This window comes from Stappia sp. BW2, from assembly GCF_008107695.1.
Lineage (GTDB): Bacteria > Pseudomonadota > Alphaproteobacteria > Rhizobiales > Stappiaceae > Roseibium.
The window spans coordinates 774,116-794,000 of sequence record NZ_VIRG01000070.1; the positions used below are offsets into that span (position 1 = coordinate 774,116).

16 protein-coding genes are annotated in these 19,885 nt (G+C 60.1%); 5 read left to right on the forward strand and 11 right to left on the reverse strand.

Annotation, left to right across the window (positions count from 1 at the left end; genetic code table 11):
- Position 1 precedes the first annotated feature (1 nt).
- From FMN63_RS22510 to purB, 5 genes are all read right to left on the reverse strand, one after another.
- A complete protein-coding gene (locus FMN63_RS22510) occupies positions 2-556 on the reverse strand; it encodes an RBBP9/YdeN family alpha/beta hydrolase (RefSeq protein ID WP_148586374.1) in 555 nt (184 codons plus the stop codon).
- 161 nt (positions 557-717) lie between these two features.
- Positions 718-1,275 (reverse strand): BA14K family protein, encoded by a 558-nt coding sequence (locus tag FMN63_RS22515; protein WP_286192735.1) that lies wholly within the window; start codon positions 1,273-1,275, stop codon positions 718-720.
- 73 nt (positions 1,276-1,348) lie between these two features.
- Positions 1,349-2,098 (reverse strand): metallophosphoesterase family protein, encoded by a 750-nt coding sequence (locus FMN63_RS22520; RefSeq protein ID WP_148586375.1) that lies wholly within the window; start codon positions 2,096-2,098, stop codon positions 1,349-1,351.
- A 3-nt stretch (positions 2,099-2,101) separates the two neighbouring features.
- Positions 2,102-2,557 carry a DUF4260 domain-containing protein gene (locus FMN63_RS22525; protein ID WP_286192736.1) on the reverse strand — a complete coding sequence of 152 codons (456 nt, stop codon included), beginning with the start codon at positions 2,555-2,557 and terminating at the stop codon, positions 2,102-2,104.
- A gap of 177 nt (positions 2,558-2,734) precedes the next feature.
- Positions 2,735-4,063 (reverse strand): adenylosuccinate lyase, encoded by a 1,329-nt coding sequence (gene purB / locus FMN63_RS22530; RefSeq protein ID WP_148586376.1) that lies wholly within the window; start codon positions 4,061-4,063, stop codon positions 2,735-2,737.
- Positions 4,064-4,221: 158 nt separating this feature from the next.
- Between purB and FMN63_RS22535 the strand changes: the two genes are divergently transcribed.
- Positions 4,222-4,704, forward strand: a complete 483-nt coding sequence (locus FMN63_RS22535; protein ID WP_148586377.1) for an NUDIX hydrolase — start codon at positions 4,222-4,224, stop codon at positions 4,702-4,704.
- A gap of 18 nt (positions 4,705-4,722) precedes the next feature.
- Here the strand turns inward: FMN63_RS22535 and FMN63_RS22540 are convergent, their stop codons facing one another.
- The 5 genes from FMN63_RS22540 to FMN63_RS22560 all read right to left on the reverse strand — a co-directional run bounded on the left by FMN63_RS22540 (position 4,723) and on the right by FMN63_RS22560 (position 9,745).
- Positions 4,723-6,300 (reverse strand): APC family permease, encoded by a 1,578-nt coding sequence (locus tag FMN63_RS22540; RefSeq protein ID WP_148587312.1) that lies wholly within the window; start codon positions 6,298-6,300, stop codon positions 4,723-4,725.
- 278 nt (positions 6,301-6,578) lie between these two features.
- The gene (locus FMN63_RS22545) at positions 6,579-6,878 is read right to left on the reverse strand and encodes a GIY-YIG nuclease family protein (RefSeq protein ID WP_148586378.1); all 300 of its coding nucleotides are present in this window, start codon (positions 6,876-6,878) and stop codon (positions 6,579-6,581) included.
- Positions 6,879-7,135: 257 nt separating this feature from the next.
- Entirely contained in the window at positions 7,136-7,807 is a 672-nt protein-coding gene (gene rpe / locus FMN63_RS22550; RefSeq protein ID WP_148586379.1) for a ribulose-phosphate 3-epimerase, read from the reverse strand.
- A gap of 120 nt (positions 7,808-7,927) precedes the next feature.
- Complete coding sequence (locus FMN63_RS22555; protein WP_148586380.1) at positions 7,928-8,710, reverse strand: DUF2259 domain-containing protein; 783 nt, start codon at positions 8,708-8,710, stop codon at positions 7,928-7,930.
- A 69-nt stretch (positions 8,711-8,779) separates the two neighbouring features.
- Positions 8,780-9,745, reverse strand: a complete 966-nt coding sequence (locus FMN63_RS22560; RefSeq protein WP_162855084.1) for a sodium:proton symporter — start codon at positions 9,743-9,745, stop codon at positions 8,780-8,782.
- 98 nt (positions 9,746-9,843) lie between these two features.
- Between FMN63_RS22560 and FMN63_RS22565 the strand changes: the two genes are divergently transcribed.
- Positions 9,844-11,112: an NAD(P)/FAD-dependent oxidoreductase gene (locus FMN63_RS22565; RefSeq protein WP_148586381.1), complete on the forward strand. Its 1,269-nt coding sequence runs from the start codon at positions 9,844-9,846 to the stop codon at positions 11,110-11,112.
- Positions 11,113-11,139: 27 nt separating this feature from the next.
- Here the strand turns inward: FMN63_RS22565 and FMN63_RS22570 are convergent, their stop codons facing one another.
- Positions 11,140-11,619 carry an Lrp/AsnC family transcriptional regulator gene (locus tag FMN63_RS22570; protein ID WP_006939550.1) on the reverse strand — a complete coding sequence of 160 codons (480 nt, stop codon included), beginning with the start codon at positions 11,617-11,619 and terminating at the stop codon, positions 11,140-11,142.
- Between the two features lie 146 nt (positions 11,620-11,765).
- On the opposite strand from FMN63_RS22570, the gene FMN63_RS22575 reads away from it, so the two are divergent.
- The 3 genes from FMN63_RS22575 (at position 11,766) to FMN63_RS22585 (ending at position 19,750) form a co-directional block, all read left to right on the forward strand.
- On the forward strand, positions 11,766-15,287 hold the full coding sequence (locus FMN63_RS22575; RefSeq protein ID WP_148586382.1) for an indolepyruvate ferredoxin oxidoreductase family protein: 3,522 nt from the start codon (positions 11,766-11,768) through the stop codon (positions 15,285-15,287).
- Between the two features lie 805 nt (positions 15,288-16,092).
- Entirely contained in the window at positions 16,093-17,178 is a 1,086-nt protein-coding gene (locus tag FMN63_RS22580; RefSeq protein WP_148586383.1) for a DUF2336 domain-containing protein, read from the forward strand.
- A 157-nt stretch (positions 17,179-17,335) separates the two neighbouring features.
- Positions 17,336-19,750, forward strand: coding sequence for a mechanosensitive ion channel family protein (locus tag FMN63_RS22585; RefSeq protein WP_148586384.1), 2,415 nt, complete (start codon positions 17,336-17,338; stop codon positions 19,748-19,750).
- The last annotated feature ends 135 nt before the right edge of the window (positions 19,751-19,885 follow it).

The window sequence follows — 19,885 nt, forward strand, 5'->3', positions numbered from 1 at the left end:
ATCAGCCCAGCTTTTTCATGAAATGCGCGAAGGACATCATGCCTTCCGGCCAGGGGCCGTGGCCGCTTTCCAGGTTGATGTGGCCTGCGGCCCCGGCGTCCTGAAAGGTGGTGCCCCAGACCTTGGCAAAGTGTTCGGCGCGCGCGTAGTCGCAATAGGGATCGTCCCGGCTGGCCACAAGATGCGCCGGAAAGGGAAGCGGCTGCTCCGGAATGGGCTTGAAATCACCGCCGTCAAATTCGGCCACCAGTTCTTCGCGGTCCCAATCGGACGGAGCGACCAGATAGGCGCCGGCGATCTTGCCCTTCAGCGCATGCGCGCCATGGGCAACCAGGATGCAACCAAGCGAATGGGCGACAAGCACGACGGGCCGCTCGGCGGCGTCGACTGCCTCGACGAGCGTTTCCAGCCATTCCTTCTTGCTCGGGCTGTGCAATTCGGCCTGTTTCACCACACGGGCGTTCGCCATCTTGTCGCGCCAGCGCAGCATCCAATGGCCCGGCAGGGTCTTGCCGTAGCCGGGAACAAGCAGAATATCGGTGTCAGAAATTTTCACGGGCTACACCTTTTGAGTGGCTATCCAAGATGTGCCGCTGTCTCGCAGTTTTTCCGTGCGCTTGTCAATCGCGTCAGGCAAGAGGCGAGGTGGCGATGGAAGGGAATGCAAAAAGAGCCGGTCCATGGACCGGCTCTTTGTTTGGCAAGCTTCGCCCGCATTCACGGCCCATAGGGCGAGACGCACGCACGGCGCGGTCCGTGATAGGGCTGGAAGCTGTTGTCCACCGGGCGGTAGGAGCGGTAGCGCTGGTCGCACCATTGATAGTGAGCGGGGCTGTAGCCTCGGCGGTACCGCGGCGGAGCGGCGTATCGTGGGGGCGCAGCGTAGCGGGGCGGAGCTGCATAGACGGGTGGGGCCGCGTAGCGGGGTGGAGGAGCAACGCCGAAGCCGAACCCAAAGGCTGCCGGAGGGAACCACCAGCCGTTATAGCGGCGATAGCCCTGGCGATAGTTCCGGTAGCCCCGGTGCCCGTTGTAGTAATGGCGACCTTTGTGCTTGTTGTAGCCACGATGTGGATTGTGCCCGCGCCTGTGGTCGACTTTCAGAACGTTTGCCGGCGCCTCCTGCGTCTGTGCCTGCGCGCGCACCGGTAAGGGCGTATGCAGAGGCAGGGGTGCAGCGAATGCGGGTGAAGCCAAGCCGAGCGCAAGGCCGCCGATGGCTACGTGACTTAGAACGGATTTCCAGACCGGCATGACGTACTCCATGATCATCATGGATATAAAACGTGGATCAGCTGGCTTCGTTCCGCGAAATTGCCTCGCTCAGTCATTTGTGATCGGCAGGCGATCAGGAAAGCGGGCCGTAAAATCCGTGTTTGAGAGCACGTGCCCAGCCCGGGCGACCGTTCTTTTCCGCTTCGGCTGAGGCTGCGTCCCAGTCATATGTCAGGATCTTTTCCTGAAAGTTCCACGCACCGTGGTTGTCGGTCATCAGGGCATAGCGGGCATGGGGGCTGCCGGCTTCCATGACATGGCGATTCGGGTGGTCATCCTCGTAGGACGGCAGGCCGACGCTGCCAGGATTGAGCAGGATCTGCCCGGTTTTCTGCAGCCGGATGAGCCTTGGAATGTGCGTGTGACCGCAGCAGACAACCGGCGCCATTTCGCCCTTCAGTTCGTCCAGCAAGGTCTGTTCGTCCGGCAGGTGACCTTTGGGGCCTTCCACCTTTTCGGTCAGGTAGCGGTCGTCATTGTCCGGCGTGCCATGGCACAGAAAAATCTCGTCGGTCAGACGGATGGTCGGCTGGCTGGTTGCCAGCCAGTCGCGGCTGGCCTGCGAAAGACGCTCGGCGGCAAAGACGTCTGTCGGTCCCAGCTTGTCGATCGGGTGGTCCAGGACGAAGCGATCGTGATTGCCGCGTACGGTCGGCCAGGCGGTTTCGCGCAGGATGGCAGCGGTTTCCTCCGGCCAGAGCGGGCCGGAGACACAATCACCCAGATTGACGATCACGTCCGGCGCTTCCAGCTTCAGGTCTGCCAGCACGGCCTCGAGAGCCAGGACATTGCCGTGAATGTCCGAAACAATGGCAATTTTCATGGGTCAGCTATCCTGTCGGCCGATCCGGCCTAGATGAGTGATCTTGAATCCCTCCGGGCTCTTCAGGCCGTAGCCCAGAACCCGGTTGAAGGCAATGTGAGCCGTCCAGATGATCGCAATCGGGGCAAAGTCCCAGAAGGCGTAGGCGTCGAGATTATAGTCGGTGAGGATCACGCCGAGCCCCATCAGAAAGGCGGGGCCAATGTAGGTGTGAAAGAGATTGTAGATTACGGCACCGATGCGTGGATTGGCGAAATAGCCAAGCATCGACAGGTCTGGCACCAGAAAGAGGATGACGAAGGTCAACCAGGGAGCCCCGGTCCAGAAATAGAGGACCAGCGAGGCAAGCAGGACAAGGAGCGCCTCGATGCGCTGCCAGGCAACAAGGGACTTTTCGCCGGACATCGCTTCTACCTTCTTTGCCGAATGAGAAAGGGAGGCGAGGCTGCCTTCGGCCATTCCCGACTTCGTTTTACTATCCGTTGTCATCCCGGCCAAACGAAGTGCGAGCCGGGACCGGAGAGCCACGGTGTTTGCCGTGGCTCTCCCAATGTCGGTTATGCCTTGGCTTTCCGATCCCGGATCTTCGCTTTGCTGCGTCCGGGATGACGAACTGGCAGGGTTTCCAGTGGCGGTTTACGCCTTGCCGAACACCCGTTCGAAGATCACGTCGACGTTCTTGGTGTGATAGCCAAGGTCGAAGCGGTCGCGGATTTCTTCTTCGGACAGATACTTGCGCACATCCTGGTCGTTCAGAAGCTCGGTCAGGAAGTCGACGGAGGCAGCGCCTGCCACCTGGTAGCTGTCCCATACCTTCATGGCATTGCGCTGAACCAGACGGTAGGCATCCTCGCGAGAGGAGCCAGCCTGGGTGAGGGCAAGCAGGATGCGCTGGGAGTGCACGAGACCGCCGAGCCGGTCCATGTTGCCGATCATGCGCTCCGGATAGATCAGCAGCTTGTCGATGACGCCGGTCAGACGGGCCAATGCGAAATCCAGGGTGATGGTCGCGTCCGGGCCGATCATACGCTCGACGGAGGAATGCGAGATGTCGCGCTCGTGCCAGAGAGCCACGTTTTCCATTGCCGGGATAGAGAAGCCGCGGACGATACGGGCAAGACCGGTCAGGTTTTCGGTCAGGACCGGGTTGCGCTTGTGCGGCATCGCCGACGAGCCCTTCTGGCCCTTGGAGAAGAATTCTTCCGCTTCCAGAACCTCGGTGCGCTGCAGGTGGCGGATTTCGGTTGCCACGCGCTCGATGGAGGAGGCGATCACGCCGAGGGTCGCGAAATACATGGCGTGACGGTCGCGCGGGATCACCTGGGTGGAGACCGGCTCGGCCTGGAGGCCCATTGCCTTGGCGACGTGTTCTTCCACAGCCGGGTCGATGTTGGCGAAGGTGCCGACCGCACCGGAAATGGCGCAGGTGGCGATTTCCTCACGAGCGGCCAGCAGGCGCTTCTTGCAGCGGTCGAACTCGGCGTAGGCTTCGGCCATCTTCAGGCCGAAGGTCACCGGCTCGGCATGGATGCCGTGGGAGCGGCCGATGCAGACCGTGTCCTTGTGCTCCATCGCCCGGCGCTTGGTCGCCTCAAGCAGGGCGTCCATGTCGGCCAGCAGCAAGTCGGTCGCCTTGACCAGCTGGACGTTGAAGCAGGTGTCGAGCACGTCGGAAGAGGTCATGCCCTGGTGCACGAAACGGGCGTCCGGGCCGACGATTTCCGCCAGATGGGTCAGGAAGGCGATGACATCGTGTTTGGTTTCGCGCTCGATCTCGTCGATACGGTCGATGTCGAACGTGGCATTGCCGCCTTTTTCCCAGATGGTCTTGGCCGCTTCCTTCGGGATCACACCGCGCTCGGCCAGGGCGTCGCAGGCATGCGCCTCGATCTCGAACCAGATACGGAACTTCGATTCCGGCGACCAGATGGCAACCATATCGGGGCGGGAATAGCGCGGGATCATCTGCGAATGGACCTCATATGTGGAAATTCTGGCTGCGGAATAGCAGAGGGGCGCGGCCCCTTCAATGAGGAGAGGCGGTTTTTACTTGCAGCAGGGTGCCTGAATGTGAATTTTACGGTGCACACATAGGCGATGCGACTGTCTTTGAGGAGACACGGATGACGATCTGGCGGCCGGCTAACACGATTTCGGTGAAGGCGCTTGCCTTGATCTGGCAGGACGATGCGTTGCTTCTGGCCGATGTCCGAGACGACACGGGCCGTATCACCGGTATGCGGCCGCTGGGCGGAACGGTGGAATTCGGCGAGCCCTGGCGCGATACGCTTCAGCGAGAGTTTCTGGAAGAACTGGGAGCAAGGATCATCTTGCTCGACGATTATATCGTGATGGAGAACATCTACGATCATCACGGCGTCCCGGGCCATGAGGTGGTTTTCCTGTGCCACGCCCATTTCACCGACAACAGCTATTACCGGATGGATACGATCATTTACGAGGTGAATGACGAAACCGTTGGTACAGCGCGGTGGATCACGTTGGAAGAACTGGCTGCCAAGGGACTTGAACTCTATCCCTCTGGATTGAAGGACAGACTGCCTGGGCGGACCGGAAAACCAGTTCCAGGCCGCCGGTTCAGCTGATCCGGCGCTCGCAAGCCGTCACTCGGTATCGCCGTATTCCATCTGCTCGTCGGCTTTCTCCTCGGCCATGTATTGATCGAACTTCTCCTGGCGCAGGTGCAGACGCACCGCCAGGATGTAGATCGCCACTGCCAGCGCGGAGACCACGGCAATATCCGGGCCGACCGGCAGGTATCCGGCACCACCACCAAAGGACCCGAGCCACGAGAGCAGCACCAGACCTGCGAGATAGGGCGCAAGCCAGGCCGCTTCGCGCCAGTCAAGGCTGTGGAAGCCTCCCTGGCTGTTGCGGTAGATCATCAGCAGGAAACCGATGAGCAGGCAGATGCCCAGGTGCAGCATGGTGTCCCAGCCGCTCCAGTAGATGATCAGGCTTGCGACCACAAAGGCAAAGCACCCGGTGACAGGGGCAGCCGGCAGCACGAAGGCACGCGGCACATCGGACATCAGCTCCCGGAAGGCCAGCACGGCGACCGGGCCGACAACGAATGACAGCACGATGGAGGACGTGTTGAGGGCGAGCACTTCCTTGAACGGCAGGATGAAGAAGAACAGCGCCGACACGGCGAAGTTGATCAGCAGAGCGAACAGCGGCACGCCGCGGGCGGACAGGGTTTCCATGAACTTCGGAAACAGGCCGTTCTGTGCCATGGCAAGGCCGAGACGTGCATTCGAGCTGACGGAAACGAGCGCCGAGGCAAAACTGGAAATGCGGGCGCTGCTGTCCAGAATGCTGACGATCCAGAGCGCACCGACGGCGGTGGCGAGGGCCGCCATGGGGCCGAGCTCACCCGGGAAGCTGAGCGCTGCCCAGCCTTGCTTGAGCTGTGACGGGTCAAGCGCGCCAAGAAAGGCAAGCTGCAGACCGCCGTAGATCAAGAGGCAGACCACAAGACTGATCACCAGCGCCAGAGGCACATTGACTTTCGGATTACGAGCCTCGCCCGCCATATCGATCACGTGCCGGAAGCCGATCAGGGCGAAGATCACACCGCCGGTGGAAATCGCTGACAGAATGCCTTTCAGGCCTTCCGGCGCAAAACCGCCGTATTCGCTGAAATTGGCGTACCGGAACTCGGACGTCAGAATGACGGCAGCAAGCAGCGCCGGCACAAGGATCTTCACCCAGGTCAGTGCGGTGTTGATACGGGCAAAGAAACGGACGCCAAAGGCGTTGAGCACGGTAAAGAGTGCCAGCAGAACGCAGGCAACGGCCAGCCCAGGGGGGGTGAGAAGCCCGTCCGATCCGTAAAGCCAAGGGGCAAGGCTCTTGGAGTACCGCAGCACGGCCTCCACCTCGATGGTGGCCGTGGTGTTGTAGCCGACCCAGGCTGTCCAGCTCATCGTCATGGAGACAACCGAGCCGTGGGAGAAATGCGGTACGCGCCCAATGCCGCCGGCCACCGGCAGGATCGTCGCGATCTCCGCGAAAGTCGCGGCCAGAAGCAGCATGGCGAAGCCACCGATCACCCAGGCTATGAGGGCCGATGGCCCTGCCGCCTGGGCGGCCATCAAGGGCGCAAACAGCCAGCCAGATCCAAGAATTCCGCTGATCGCCACGAAGGTGAGGCCCAGCAGACCGATACTGCGTTGCATATGCGCCAAGACGAATCCCCCCAGTCTTTAACGGAGAGAGCTTAACCGAGGGATCGTCTCAACGGAAAGACGCGTTGCGGAAGTATTTGGCGTGTGTCTGGCAGTGAGGGGTGAAGCCGGTGCCTTGGGCCCATCTTTCGAGACGGACCTGGCGGTCCTCCTCAAGATGAGGGGGCATTTGTAGAAAGGTTGAAGTCCTATATTGTATTTAGGCCTCTATCCTCCACACCTCATCCTGAGGAAGCGCGAAGCGCTGTCTCGAAGGATGGGCGGATCGCTTATTTTTTCGATGCAGTCTCACCCCGTTTCGACAGTTGGGGAAGCAGATCGAATTCTCCGTTGATAAGCGCTTCTTTCTTGTCACGCCGCCACCCTTTTACCTGCCGTTCACAGGCAATTGCGTCGGTAAGTTGCTCGAACTCGCAATTGAACACCAGTTCAACCGGTCGATACCGCGCAGTGTAGCCGTCATAAGTTCCTTGTTGGTGTTCACTAACGCGGCTTGCGAGATCCTTCCTCGTGACGCCTGTGTAGTAGCTGCCGTTCGAACACCTGAGGATGTAGAATGTAACGGTCATCCGTGCTGAATATCATGACTTGTGGAAGGAATGGACGGCTGTCTGGTGTGGTGGCCCATCCTTCGAGACGGACCTGAAGGTCCTCCTCAGGATGAGGGGGAGTGTGTGGAAAGTCTGACGTGCAAGTTGCCTCACAGTCCCCACCACCTCATCCTGAGGAAGGCTGAAAGCCTGTCTCGAAGGATGGGCCGCTTGCTCAGGTTGTTACCTGAAGATTTCCCGTCGACCAAAGTGCGTTTTCACGCTGAACGCCGGCTTCAAGCTTCTTCTGCAGCCTTCCGGATCGCCGAGATATTGCCGGCATAGCTTTCCACCGTGCCACCCTTGAAGACCGCCGAACCTGCCACCAGAACGTTGGCGCCGGCTGCGGCGACGAGGGGGGCGGTTTCGGGGGTGACGCCGCCGTCGATTTCCAGATCGATCGGGCGGTCACCGATCATCTGGCGGATGCGGCGGGTCTTTTCGACCTGGGACTGAATGAACTTCTGACCACCAAAACCGGGGTTGACCGTCATCACTAGAATGAGGTCCAGCCGGTCGAGCACATATTCAAGGACGCTTTCGGGGGTCGACGGGTTCAGCGAGACACCGGCCTTCTTGCCCAGATTGCGGATGGCCTGTAGCGAGCGGTCGAGGTGTGGGCCGGCTTCGGCATGAACGGTGATGATGTCGGACCCGGCCTTGGCGAATGCTTCCAGATAAGGATCGCAAGGGGCGATCATCAGGTGGGTGTCGAAGATCTTGTCCGTGTGCGGGCGCAGCTTGGCGATAACATCCGGGCCGAAGGTGATGTTCGGTACGAAATGGCCGTCCATGACGTCGAGATGGATCCAGTCGGCGCCCGCTTCCACGACGTCGCGGACTTCCTGGCCAAGCTTGGAAAAATCGGAGGCGAGGATGGAGGGGGCAATCTTGATGTCGCGCGGCATGGCAAACTCCCGGACAGGCCAGACGGGCCGTTATCGTTCCGTTTCTGATGGTGCCGCCGCGCTAGCACTTCTGGTGCGGCCGGGCAAGATGTCCGTGCCGTCCTCAAACGCTTTATGCGCCTAAAGCCGTCCCGTTATCGCCAGATATCTGCGGTCCGGCCCCTCGAAACCGTGACTGTCCATCTGGATGATCACGGCAAAGACAGGCGGGGCTTCATCCGGAAAATGCGTAACGATGCGCTCGATGCGGTAGGCCAGCGGGCAGCGCCGGCTTTCGGGCAAGCTGCTGTCCTCGTTCAGGATGCGGGTCACGCCGTTGTGCACCATGGTCAGACGGAAACCCTTGGTCTCGGCGCCGTAGCTCTGGCACTGGGCATTCGGCATGGGGTATTCCGACAGCGTGAGGTCGATTGGATCGTCACCTGACAGGAAGGTGACGCGCGGGGCGACAAGCATCTTGTGAGGATCTGAGGTCAATTCCGTGCGCGGGTTGAAGCCGACGGTCTGGCCTTTTCCGGCAATGGCTTTTTGCTGCAGCAGCGGCTGCGCGGCAAGACGGTTCTCCGCGCGGGTCTCGGAGAGGGCGTTGTCGGCTGAATCACCCGGGCCCGGGTCGACATCCTTGCGCAGGCGGAAGGGCGCGGGCGGCACCCAGGTATCGCCAATCACGTCGACAACGAAGATTTCCGAATAGGGAAAGCCCGAGCCGTCCTGCACGCCGTATTGTTCGAAGGCGAAGAAGTCGCCGTTTCGGGAAAACCCGAGAAGTTGAAGCTCGGCAGTGTCTCCGGCAAGGGCTGCCGGGGCGAGGCCTGCACCGGCCAGAAGGAGCGTTGCGGCACACAGCAGACCCCGGCCTGCGGAAGCGGTCAGGCTTTTGACGGTGGATGACAGAACGGGCACGGCGTTTTCCTCATGCGAGATGACTGGTCTGGCAAGAGGTAAGCCTAGCAGGTTTACCTGTCAGGTGGGCTACGTCACAGTTTTGACGTTCAGACGGCAGAAAACGCGCACAAAGGGCGTCAGCAACAGCGGCAGGATATAGATCGGAAACTGGCCGATCGCGAACCAGAGCCAGGTGAACTCCGGAAGCGTGCCACCGAAGGCGGCAACCATCAGCCCCATGTTGCGGGTGCCGCAGGTGTGGGCGATCGCATAGGCATCTTCCCGGGTCGACGGCGAAAACACAAGCAGGCTGAGAGCAATCTGCACCAGCGCGAGGCAGAAGGTGAGGGCGGTGAGGCCCAGCGTGAACAGCGGCTTTGCAGCAAAACTCGCCGCGACACCATCCATCGCGGCGATGGCGAAGACCAGCAGCAGGAGCACATTGAGACCGCTGATATGGTGGGACGAACGGGCCAGGCGCTCCTCGCCGGCGAGTTTGCGGAAGGCCATCGAGACAACAAAGGAGCCGCTGAGAAGAACCGAAAGCTGTAGAGCAAGTCCGCCGACGCTGAGGGGCAGCGAAGGCCCCAGTATCAATTTCCCGATGAACGGGGCGGTCAGAGGGGTGATGATCAGTCCGGCAACGGAAAGCGCAAGGCTGAGGGTGCCGTCAAGGCCGAGCAGATAGATAAAGGCCGGGGCCGCCATCACCGGCGGAGCGGCGGTCGCGATGAACAGGGCCAGCATGACGTCATCGCCGAGAGCCCGCAGGCCCGACAGATCGATCAGGAGCCAGGTCAACAAGGGCGTGCCGATCATCATCCACAGGAGAGCGGCAATCAGAAGCGCAGGCCGGCGCAGACGCATTCTTACGGCGAACGTGTCGACGCGCAGAAAGGCCAGGGTCAGCAGGCTGAAGACGGCAACGCTCAAATAGGGACGCAGATAGGCGGACAGGGACGGCAAGGCCATGCCGATGAAAATACTCACAGCAAGAGCGGCCGTTCCGTTGCGTCCGATCCATGCCAAGCCTGCACCGCACCATCGAATCATCTTAAGTTGTCCTTTGACCGCGAGTTGTGGCAGGCACTTTCGCCTCTTAAAGGATCCGGACCCTGGACGCCAGAGATACGGCACGGTCCGGAACAGGCATGACAGCAAAAAACAGGCAAATGCAATCCTTTGACGTGATGGTGCTCGGCGCCGGTATCGTCGGCGTATCGACGGCGCTGCATCTGCAGCGGCTGGGCCTTTCGGTTGCTTTGATCGACCGCAAGCACCCGGGCGAGGAAGCTTCCTTCGGAAATGCCGGCATTGTCCAGCGCAATGGTTTCGTGCCGCACGCGGTGCCGACGCAACCGCTGAAGCTTCTGGGGATCCTGTTCGGTCGTTCGAGCGCCGTTTCCCTGGACATTGCGACCGTTTTTCGTCTGCTGCCCTGGCTGCGCCAGTTCCATGCCGCCGGCAGCGCACGGGGAGTTGAAGCCTATTCACGGGCGGTCGCTCCGTTCCGGGCCTTCGCAGTCGAGGAACATCTGGATCTGGCGCATGCAACCAATGCGGAGCGCTTTTATCGCCACGGTGGCTGGCTGCATCTCTACCGCTCGGAGACGGCGTTTCAGGAAGGCGATTTCGAGCGGCAATATGCAAGAGTGTTCGGCGTTGCCTACCGGGAACTTTCGGCAGGGGACATCGGGTCGCTTGAGCCTGCCTTGTCAGCGCAAGGACTGAGAGGTGTGCATTGGCCGGAGAGTTGCTCGGTCTCCAATCCCGGTGCCGTGATCGATACCTTCTGGCGGCACTTTATCTATGAAGGCGGCGGGTATTTTCGTGCCGATGCCCGGAAGGTGAAGCAGGAAAGCGGTGGCTGGCAAGTCGAGGGGGAACTTGGAACAGTGTTCGCCCGGCAAGCCGTGGTCGCTCTCGGGGCCTGGTCAATGGATCTTTTGGAGCGTCTGGGGGAAAGCTATCCGCTTGCGGTCAAGCGCGGTTACCACATGCATTACCGTCCGCTTTCGGGGGCTTCGTTGTCCCGTCCGGTGGTGGATGTCGAAAATGGCTTTGCCCTGACCCCGACCGACAACGGCATTCGGCTGACGACGGGCGTGGAACTGGCCGAGCGCGATGCTCCGCCAAATCCGGCAATCATCAAGCTGGCGAAACGCCGGGCGGAGGAACTCATTCCGCTTGGGCGCGCCTTGCAGGACCAGCCGTGGATGGGCAGCAGGCCGTGTCTGCCGGATTCGCTGCCTGTGGTCGGGCCGTCAGTAAAGTTTCCGGGGCTGTGGCTGAACTTCGGGCACGGCCACGACGGGTTTACCCTTGGGCCGGTGACGGGACGTCTGCTGGCCAGCATGATTGCGGGCAAGCAGCCCTTCCTGGACCCGGCGGGACTGTCTCCGTTGCGCTTTGCCACCTGAGCGGCGCGGGATTTATTTGATCAGGGGTCAGCTTTCCCGCAAGGGAAGGGCAACGGTATCCTTCACCGTGTTGACGACGATGCGTGACTGCACATCGGAGACGAGCGTATTGTCCAAAAGCTTCAATCGGAGAAAATTATCGTAAGTTTTGATATCATCGGTCACAACCTTGATAAGATAGTCGACGGCACCGGTGATGCGCTCGCAGGTAACGACCTCGGGCCAGTGATGAACCAGCTTGTCGAAGGTTTCCATGTTCTCGCGGCTGGGAACGGCAAGCTTGACGAAGGAATAGGCCACGAAGCCGAGACCCACGGATTCGCGGTCGATAATGGCAGTGATCTGGCGGATGATTCCCTGTTCTTTCAGGCGCTTTATGCGGCGCCAGCAAGGCGTTTGGCTCATGCCCGCTTCCTTTGCCACTTCGGCAATGGAGAGCGATGCATCCCGTTGCAGCACTCGCAGAACACGTATGTCCGACGGGTCGAGAAGATATTTATCTGTCATTGGATGTTTTAGGAATTTTTATTCTGCCTCTGGGTTATTAGCGGTAACGATAGCACAGAAATTGCCTGAGAAAAGGATGATATTACCTACTAACTGAGGTTACCGTCGGGGAGACCACCCCAGATGTCGGTTGAGGAGGAATTCGGATGAATGTGCATATGCCAACCGTAACCCTGGAGGACAAATATGTCGCCACGGAGGGACGGGTCTATCTGACAGGCATACAGGCGCTTGTCCGGCTGGCGCTCGATCGGGCGCGTCTGGATCAGTTGGCCGGCCTGAAGACAGGCGGCTTCATTTCCGGATATCGCGGGTCACCACTTGCCGGGTACGACACCGAGCTGATGCGTGCCCACCGCCACCTCAAGGGATATGACGTCGTCTTCAAGCCGGGCGTCAACGAAGAGCTTGGCGCAACCGCCGTGTGGGGAAGCCAGAAGCTGCGCGGCGAGGGCGGTGTCGGACGGGCGACTGCTTACGATGGTGTCTTCGGCATCTGGTACGGCAAGGCGCCGGGGGTCGACCGTGCAGGCGACGCACTGCGCCAGGCGAATGCTTCGGGCACAGACCGCAACGGCGGCGTTCTCGCGCTTGCCGGCGACGACCACCTTGCAAAATCCTCCATCCTTCCGGCGCAGAGCGAATTCTATTTCGAGCATGCCGAAATTCCGGTTCTGAACCCGGCCGACATTCAGGACGTTCTCGACTATGGCCTGCACGGCCTGGAAATGTCTCGCTTCACCAGCCTCTGGACAGCGCTGATCTGTGTGGCTGACACGATGGACGCATCGGCGACGATCAACATTTCTCCGAACAGACTGCGCATGATGCGTCCGCTGGAAGGCGACCCGCGCAAGGACTATCACCAGAACCGTGACCTTCTTCTAGGCAATCGCCTTGAAACCGAGCGCCTGGTGCGTGACCTTCGCATTCCGGCGGCTCAGGCCTATGTGCGCACCAATGGTCTCGACCGCGTCACCTTCGGCGCAAGGACCCATCCGAAATACGGGATCGTTGCTTCCGGCAAAGCCTACCGGGATTTGCTGCAGGCACTCGACCTGATGGGAATTACCGAGGATTTTGCCAAGGCGCTGGGCCTTGGGGTCTACAAGGTGGCCATGAGCTGGCCGCTGGAGCCGTTGGGCCTTCGCGATTTTGCCCGTGGCGTTGAGCGCCTGCTTGTGGTCGAACACAAGCGCGCCTTCATGGAAAGCCAGATCAAGGAGATTTCCTACCACTGGCCGGAAATGAGCCGGCCGGAAATCTGGGGCAAGCGTCGTCCGGACGGCAAGCCGTTCCTGTCGGATGTCCTGGAACTGTCTGTCGCCGAGCTGATCGAAGGCCTGATGAGCTGGCTGCCGGGAGAAGTGGTCTCGGAAGAAATGCGCGCCGTTGCCGACCGCATGACCAAGCAGGCCATGTGGGCACAGGGCCACGCGGAACGCGCAGCCCGCATTCCCTATTTCTGTTCCGGCTGTCCGCATTCAACGTCCACCAGAACGCCGGAAGGCTCTCGCTCGCTGCCGGGCATCGGCTGCCACGCCATGACCGAAATGGCCGGGCGGACGACGGAAGGCCAGATTGCCATGGGCGGCGAGGGTGTTCTGTGGGTCGGGCAGCAGCCCTTCTCCGGCGATAGCCACGTCTTTGCCAACGTGGGGGACGGCACCTATTTCCATTCCGGCATATTGGCGATCCGTCAGGCGCTCGCCTCCAATGTGCCGATCACCTACAAGATCCTGTATAATGATGCGGTCGCCATGACCGGCGGTCAGAAGGTGGACGGCCAGCTCAGTGTGCCGCAAATCACCCGCCAGCTGGAGGCCGAAGGCGTCGAGCGGATCGCGGTCGTTTCGGAAAATCCCGACAGCTACGGTTCCTGGACACCGCTTGCACCGGGCACCAAGGTTTACCACCGCGACGAGCTGATGGACGTTCAGGAAGAGATGCAGACTTTCAAGGGCGTCTCGGTGATCGTTTACGACCAGACCTGTGCCGCGGAAAAACGCCGCCGGCGCAAGCGCGGGCAGTTTCCCGATCCGGACATGCGCCTCTTCATCAACGACCGGGTTTGCGAAGGCTGCGGCGACTGTTCAGTGCAGTCCAACTGTCTGTCGGTCGAGCCTCTGGCAACGCCCTTTGGCGAAAAGCGCGTCATCAACCAATCGAGCTGCAACAAGGACTTTTCCTGCATCAAGGGGTTCTGCCCGTCCTTTGTCGAGATCAATGGCGCCGCGCTGAAGAAGCCGAAGAAGGCTGAGGTCGACATTGACGCGCTGGTGGAAGCTCTGCCGCTGCCGACTCTGGCCTCGCTCGATCGCACCTGGAACACGCTGGTGGCCGGTATCGGCGGCATGGGCGTGACCACGATCAGCGCGGTCCTGGCGATGGCGGCCCATGTGGACGGCAAGCAGGCTTCCACGCTGGACATGACCGGCCTTGCCCAGAAAGGCGGACCGGTGACGTCTCACGTGCGTTTTGCCGCCGGCAACAAGTCCATCGAGGGACCGCGGGTTCCCGCTGCCAGCCTCGATCTTCTGATCGCCAGCGACATGGTGGTGGCCGCAAATGCGGATCAGCTCGCACTTGCCCATCGTGGCCACACGATGACGGTTGCCAACACCAAGGTGGCCCCGACTGCGGAATTCGTGCTGAAGCAGACACTTTCCTTCGACGAAAAGCAGATGGACAGCTCCCTGCGCAAGGCGTCCGGCACGTATCTGCCGGTCAACGCGGCCGATATTGCCGAGAAACTTCTGGGCGATGCCATTTACGCCAACATGCTGCTGGTTGGTATGGCGTTCCAGAGCGGCGCGCTGCCGGTGTCGGACTATGCCATCGAAACCGCACTTGAGCTGAACGGTGCGGCGGTGAAGAACAACATCAAGGCATTCCGGGCAGGCCGTGTGCTGGCTGCCGATCCGGAAAAGCTTCTGAAGACGCTGCCCAGCGAAGCCAAGCCGCGTGTCTTTACCGTTGACGAGAAAATCGCCTTCAACGCGCAGGAGCTGACGTCCTATCAGAACGCGGCCTATGCGCAGCGCTATCTGGATCTGGTCGGCAAGGTCAAGGCAGCTGACGAAGCCCATGGCACAGGCACGATGCGCCTGACGCAGACGGTCTGCAACATGCTCTTCAAGCTGATGGCCTACAAGGACGAATATGAAGTCGCGCGGCTTTACAGCGATCCGGCCTTCAAAACGAAGGTCGCACAGCGCTTCGAAGATCCGAAAAAGCTGAAGGTTCATCTGGCTCCGCCGTTCCTTGCGCATCGCACGGACCCCAAGACCGGCCGTCCGCAGAAGATTGCCTTCGGTCCCTGGATCTTTAAGGCCTTCAGCTTGCTGGCGAAGTTCAGGGGTCTGCGCGGCAAATGGTATGACCCGTTCGGCCGGACGGCGGAACGCAAGGCAGAGCGCGCGCTTGTCGGTCAATATGAAGCTGATATTGCCGCAATCCTCCAGCGGCTGCCGGAAGGCCAATACGGGCTTCTGGTAGAGCTTGCGCGGGTTCCGGACCTTGTCCGCGGCTTCGGTCCGGTAAAGGATGCCAATATTGAAGCGGCTGCCGAAAAGCGCCGTGTTCTGCTGGAGCAGCTCGACAAAAGCAACGATGGCGGCTCGGACAACAAGACCGCTTCCAAGGAATTTCTGGCAGCGGCCGAGTAACGCTTAACCAGTGAAAACAAAAAAAACGGCGCCGAAAGGTGCCGGTTTTTTGTTGCGCCCGTCAATTTCCCGAAGGTGCGGTTCGGGACGCTGTGCGTATGTTCAGACCGTCCTTATTCCAGGACACTTAACTCCACGGACCGCTTACGACCGTCCTGCGCCTGTTTTCCTCTCTGGCTCGCAGGCCGTTGTCGCTGAGAACATCCTTGAGCAAATCGTCCGGAATGCGGTGGCGACTGGATGGCAAGGACCCCGAGGCGCCGAGTTTCCGCCGCAGGAAGGCGATCAGTCGGAAAAGACCCCGGGTTTTCGCGGGCGGCGTAGTGGCAGTGCGGGGAAAACGGACGACAGAGGACATTGTGGTTTCCAATAAAGAAATATTGTTCTTTCTTTATTGTGTGGATTTGGAGGGGCGTCAATAAGAAAAGGAAATTATTTCTTTATCGAGTGATTGCACTCTGACCGCGAACCAGTCCAGGAGTCCAGAGGAGCGGCGCAGGTGTTTCAGCAAGTCGTAAACCCTGACTGCCAGACCCGTTCCTATCGGCTCGCGAAATGGTTTTCCGCTAAAAATATCCAGATTTCGGGAGCCCGAAAAAAGCGGATTTTACGAAGTTGGTTTTGACAAAAGATTATATTTTTCAGAGTGATATGGATGATGTGTACGATATAGTTAGAATTGATCTCAAGTTTTACAAAAAGACGATTACATTCTGGAAAAGCGCGTTTCGACCTTCTTTAAAACTCATCGTCATTTTCTGTACCAACGCCAAACCGGCACATTTGCGAAAATTGGTAATGAAACATGACTGAAGCGTTGAAAACAGAACTGGTAAACTTCTCGGAGCTGACCGGTGAAGCTGGCAGCGCCCGGAGGGCCGAACTGGCCCGGCATGTCGCCACCCTGTTTGCCCTGACATCCGACCGCTGCTCCGACGAGCAGGTCGATATCTATGATTCCGTTCTTCTGCGGCTTGTCGACATGGTGGAAGATGAAGTCCGCCGCTATGTCGCCGACCAGATGTCCAGCCTGAGGCGCGGCCCGGAAGAGACGATCCGCCGTCTGGCCGATGACGAGATTGACGTGTCCGAGCCGATCCTTTTGCGCTCGACCGTTCTGCGGGAAGCCGACCTGATCAAGATCGCCGAAAAGCGCGGCAACGCCCACCGCTTCGCGATTGCGCAGCGGGAGGTCCTGTCCGAAGAACTGACCGACGTTCTGGTGCGCCGCGGTGACCTGAAGGTCAAGCGCAAGGTGGCCAGCAACGATGGTGCCTGCCTGTCGGATGCATCGATCATGTCCCTGATCAGCGATGCGGCTTCAGATGCGACGCTGCAGCTTTCCTTAAGCGAACGCGCGGATCTGGCCGAGGCTCATATCGCCAGCCTGATCTCGGTTGCCAGCGAAGAGGTTCGTCGGAAGCTGCATGCGGCCGGCCGAAGCCATGAAGCGCACCGCGTTGACGAAGCCGCCGATATCGCCGCGCAGCGCATGTCCAACCAGTATTGGCTTGGCCGCTATGATTTCGAGACCGCCCGCAGCCGTGTGCTGTTGCTGGCAAAGCGCGGAATGGTCAACGAAGCGGCCTTGCGCCGGTTCGCCTCGGAAGACCGCTTTGCAGAAGCGGTTGCCACATTTGCCTGGCTGGTGAGATGCGGTGTCGAGGAAGTCAGCCACTGGATGGTACGGCCTGATCCGGAGCCCTTCGTTATTCTTGCCAAGTCCTCCGGCTTCTCCTCCATCACCGTTGGTTCGCTGTTGTCCATCGGCCCCTGGCGTCACCGCCTGACACCGGAAGTGCGCAGCGACGCCATGTCCATGTTCGAACGCATGACCATCGCCGAGGCCAAGCGCAAGATGGCCCATTGGAACAACAACGTTCTTAACTGACACATTTCTGCAAGGCGCCTCCTGCCTGCTAAGGCCCGGTTCAAATGGATCGGGCCTTTCTTTTTCAGCCTTTCCCGACAAGCCGGTTTTCTTTCAAAAGGCACGGATACGTGCCACAAAAGATCGGGATCTTTTTCGCGACTCGTCCGGGGCTGATATGCGCTTTTCACACCAAACCATTCGCCGATCCTGCCTGACCATCAGTGGCCGTCGGGGCCCTGGCAGGGCGATCTTTCTTCTGTCCGGTCTCCTTGCGCTTTTCCTGTGTCTGGGCGGTCTCCCCTCCGGGGTGCAAGCGCAGGGCATTCCCGGGCTGTTTTCCGGCGCTGTGTCTTCCAAGGCAGAGACAGGCACCGGCAGTGCGGCTGCCGGTGAAAGGGCAGGCGGAGAAGCGCAGCCGGAAGCGGTCAGTAGTGCGACACCAGAGGACGACGCCGGGGCGGGAGAAAGCGCGCTTCAGACAATGGATGAGTTCGCGGACAATGCCGTGAAGTCCCGCGACGTTCTGAAGTCCATCTTCCAGAAGATCCCGGAGATCCGGCAGGTGATGGTGAAGACCTTGCGCGCTCAAGGAGGCGAGCAAGGACTTGGCTGGATGCCGGCGACGTTTCTGGACATTCTGATCGCCGTGGTTCTGGGTATGACTGCATACACCTTGTTGAGCCGATGGGGCCGGCGGCAATTCGCGTCTTGGTACCGGCCGGATGCGACGACACGTGCCGACAAGATCATCTATCTTTATTCCCGGGCGATTTTGATGTTTGTCGGCGTCGGGCTGTTTTTTGCCGTTTCGGCCGCTGTTTTTCTTCTGATCGGAACCGGTATTGATGCGTCCAACAAGACGGCCCTGGTGGTCGTGGGCACCCTGACGGCGTTTCTGGCGATGCGTGTCGTCTGGTTGAATGTTCTGGCGCCGGACGCCGAAACCCACCGGCTGGTGGCGCTTTCCAACCAGGAAGCAACCGGGCTCTACAGGACACTGCTGGTCGGCACCGGTGTGTCGCTGATGGCGGTTGCCTTCTGCCTGTGGATGGAGCGGCTGGGGCTGTCGGCGGACATTCATAAACTTGCGTTGATCGCAGCGTCCGCGCTGTCGATGGTGATCCTGTCCGGCATTGCGATTGTCTATCGCCGGGTGATTGCACGGTTGATCCGGGGCAAGAGAGGAATGGACGCGCCGATCTGGCGCAGGGCGCTGGCCGGTGTCTGGCACTTCCTCGCTGTTGCCTATTTCTTCCTGGCCTGGGGCATTTCGGCCGTGCGCATCCTGCTCGACCTGCCGGACGCCATCGGTCTTGTAGGCGCTCCGCTGGAAGTGCTGTTGATGGCCGCAGTTGCCTATGGCGTCTTGATCCTGATTATCGACAGGGTTCTGCTGCCACGGCTGGACACGGTCGCCGCACAGGAAAAAATCGCTCAGGACATCCAGAGCACCGAAACGGGCGAGGCCGACGAACAGGACGTTGCCAGCGCATTGGCACAGGCACGTGCGGAAGCTGCCGAACGGGAAGCGCGGCGCTCTCCCTTCCGCGACCTGTTCGACCGCGGTGCCACAATCCTGGTCGTGTTCACTTCGCTGGACATGCTGGCTTCCAAATGGGGGCTGCCGCTGGCAGGAAGCGGCTCACTGATCGGTTCCTTCGTCGAGGTGCTGCTGGTCATGTTCCTCGGCTACATGGCCTATGAAGCCGTCAAGATCGTCATTGATCGGGAAATCGCCAAGGAAGCGCCGGCGGAAAAGGACGAGGAGGCGGAAGTCGGCGGAACCGGCGAAAGCCGGATTTCGACCTTGCTGCCGATCTTCCGCAACTTCCTGCTGATCACGATTGTCGTTATCGCCTCCATGGTGGTGCTGTCGCAGCTCGGCGTGAACATCGCCCCGTTGTTCGCCGGTGCCGGTGTCGTCGGTCTGGCGGTCGGCTTCGGGGCGCAAACCCTGATCCGGGATATCTTTTCAGGCGCATTCTTTCTGATCGACGATGCCTTCCGCAAAGGGGAATATATCGATATCGGCAGTGCCAAGGGCGTCGTTGAAAAAATCTCGATCCGGTCCATGCAGCTGCGGCACCACCGTGGTGCACTGACAACGGTTCCCTTCGGCGAGATTCAGAAGGTCGAGAATTTTTCGCGCGACTGGGCCGTGATGAAACTCGCGTTCCGCGTCACCTACGACACAGACGTGGAGAAGATGCGCAAGATCATCAAGAACTTCGGTAAGGAACTGCTGGAAGACGAGTATTACGGCCCCATGTTCCTGGCTCCGCTGAAGTCTCAAGGCATCATGTCGATGGAAGACAGCGCCATGATCGCGCGTGTCAAGTTCACCACCAGGCCCGGCAAGCAGTTCGAGCTTCGCAAGGTCGTTTATGCGGGCCTGCGCGATCTGTTCGAAAAGAACGGCATCCGCTTTGCGCATCGACAGGTGACCGTCCGCGTTGCCGGGTCTGATGAAGAGGAAGAGGCAATGTCGCCTGCTGCCAAGGAAGCTGCCGCAGCGGGTGCTGCTGCCGCCGGGCTTCTGGGCGAGGAGGTGGACGGAGAAAGCAGCGGCGCTGCCGAGGACCAGCTTTAATGTGTGGCCCACAATGAAGATCAATTGGTTCGAGGCGCACCAATCCGATCATATCCGAAAGACCTGAAAAAGGCTTCACCGGGCGGCGTCAGTGCGCTGGACCGGACACAAGCCCGCTCCCTGCGCTATTGCTGA

Excerpts from the sequence above, each read along its gene's own strand:
- FMN63_RS22580 (WP_148586383.1), top strand. The coding sequence starts at position 16,093 with ATGACTGAAGCGTTGAAAACAGAACTGGTAAACTTCTCGGAGCTGACC.
- FMN63_RS22585 (WP_148586384.1), top strand. The coding sequence starts at position 17,336 with ATGCGCTTTTCACACCAAACCATTCGCCGATCCTGCCTGACCATCAGT.
- purB (WP_148586376.1), bottom strand. The coding sequence starts at position 4,063 with ATGATCCCGCGCTATTCCCGCCCCGATATGGTTGCCATCTGGTCGCCG.
- FMN63_RS22540 (WP_148587312.1), bottom strand. The coding sequence starts at position 6,300 with ATGCAACGCAGTATCGGTCTGCTGGGCCTCACCTTCGTGGCGATCAGC.
- FMN63_RS22520 (WP_148586375.1), bottom strand. The coding sequence starts at position 2,098 with ATGAAAATTGCCATTGTTTCGGACATTCACGGCAATGTCCTGGCTCTC.
- FMN63_RS22535 (WP_148586377.1), top strand. The coding sequence starts at position 4,222 with ATGACGATCTGGCGGCCGGCTAACACGATTTCGGTGAAGGCGCTTGCC.
- FMN63_RS22515 (WP_286192735.1), bottom strand. The coding sequence starts at position 1,275 with ATGATGATCATGGAGTACGTCATGCCGGTCTGGAAATCCGTTCTAAGT.
- FMN63_RS22565 (WP_148586381.1), top strand. The coding sequence starts at position 9,844 with ATGACAGCAAAAAACAGGCAAATGCAATCCTTTGACGTGATGGTGCTC.
- rpe (WP_148586379.1), bottom strand. The coding sequence starts at position 7,807 with ATGCCGCGCGACATCAAGATTGCCCCCTCCATCCTCGCCTCCGATTTT.
- FMN63_RS22570 (WP_006939550.1), bottom strand. The coding sequence starts at position 11,619 with ATGACAGATAAATATCTTCTCGACCCGTCGGACATACGTGTTCTGCGA.
- FMN63_RS22575 (WP_148586382.1), top strand. The coding sequence starts at position 11,766 with ATGAATGTGCATATGCCAACCGTAACCCTGGAGGACAAATATGTCGCC.
- FMN63_RS22525 (WP_286192736.1), bottom strand. The coding sequence starts at position 2,557 with ATGGCCGAAGGCAGCCTCGCCTCCCTTTCTCATTCGGCAAAGAAGGTA.
- FMN63_RS22560 (WP_162855084.1), bottom strand. The coding sequence starts at position 9,745 with ATGATTCGATGGTGCGGTGCAGGCTTGGCATGGATCGGACGCAACGGA.
- FMN63_RS22545 (WP_148586378.1), bottom strand. The coding sequence starts at position 6,878 with ATGACCGTTACATTCTACATCCTCAGGTGTTCGAACGGCAGCTACTAC.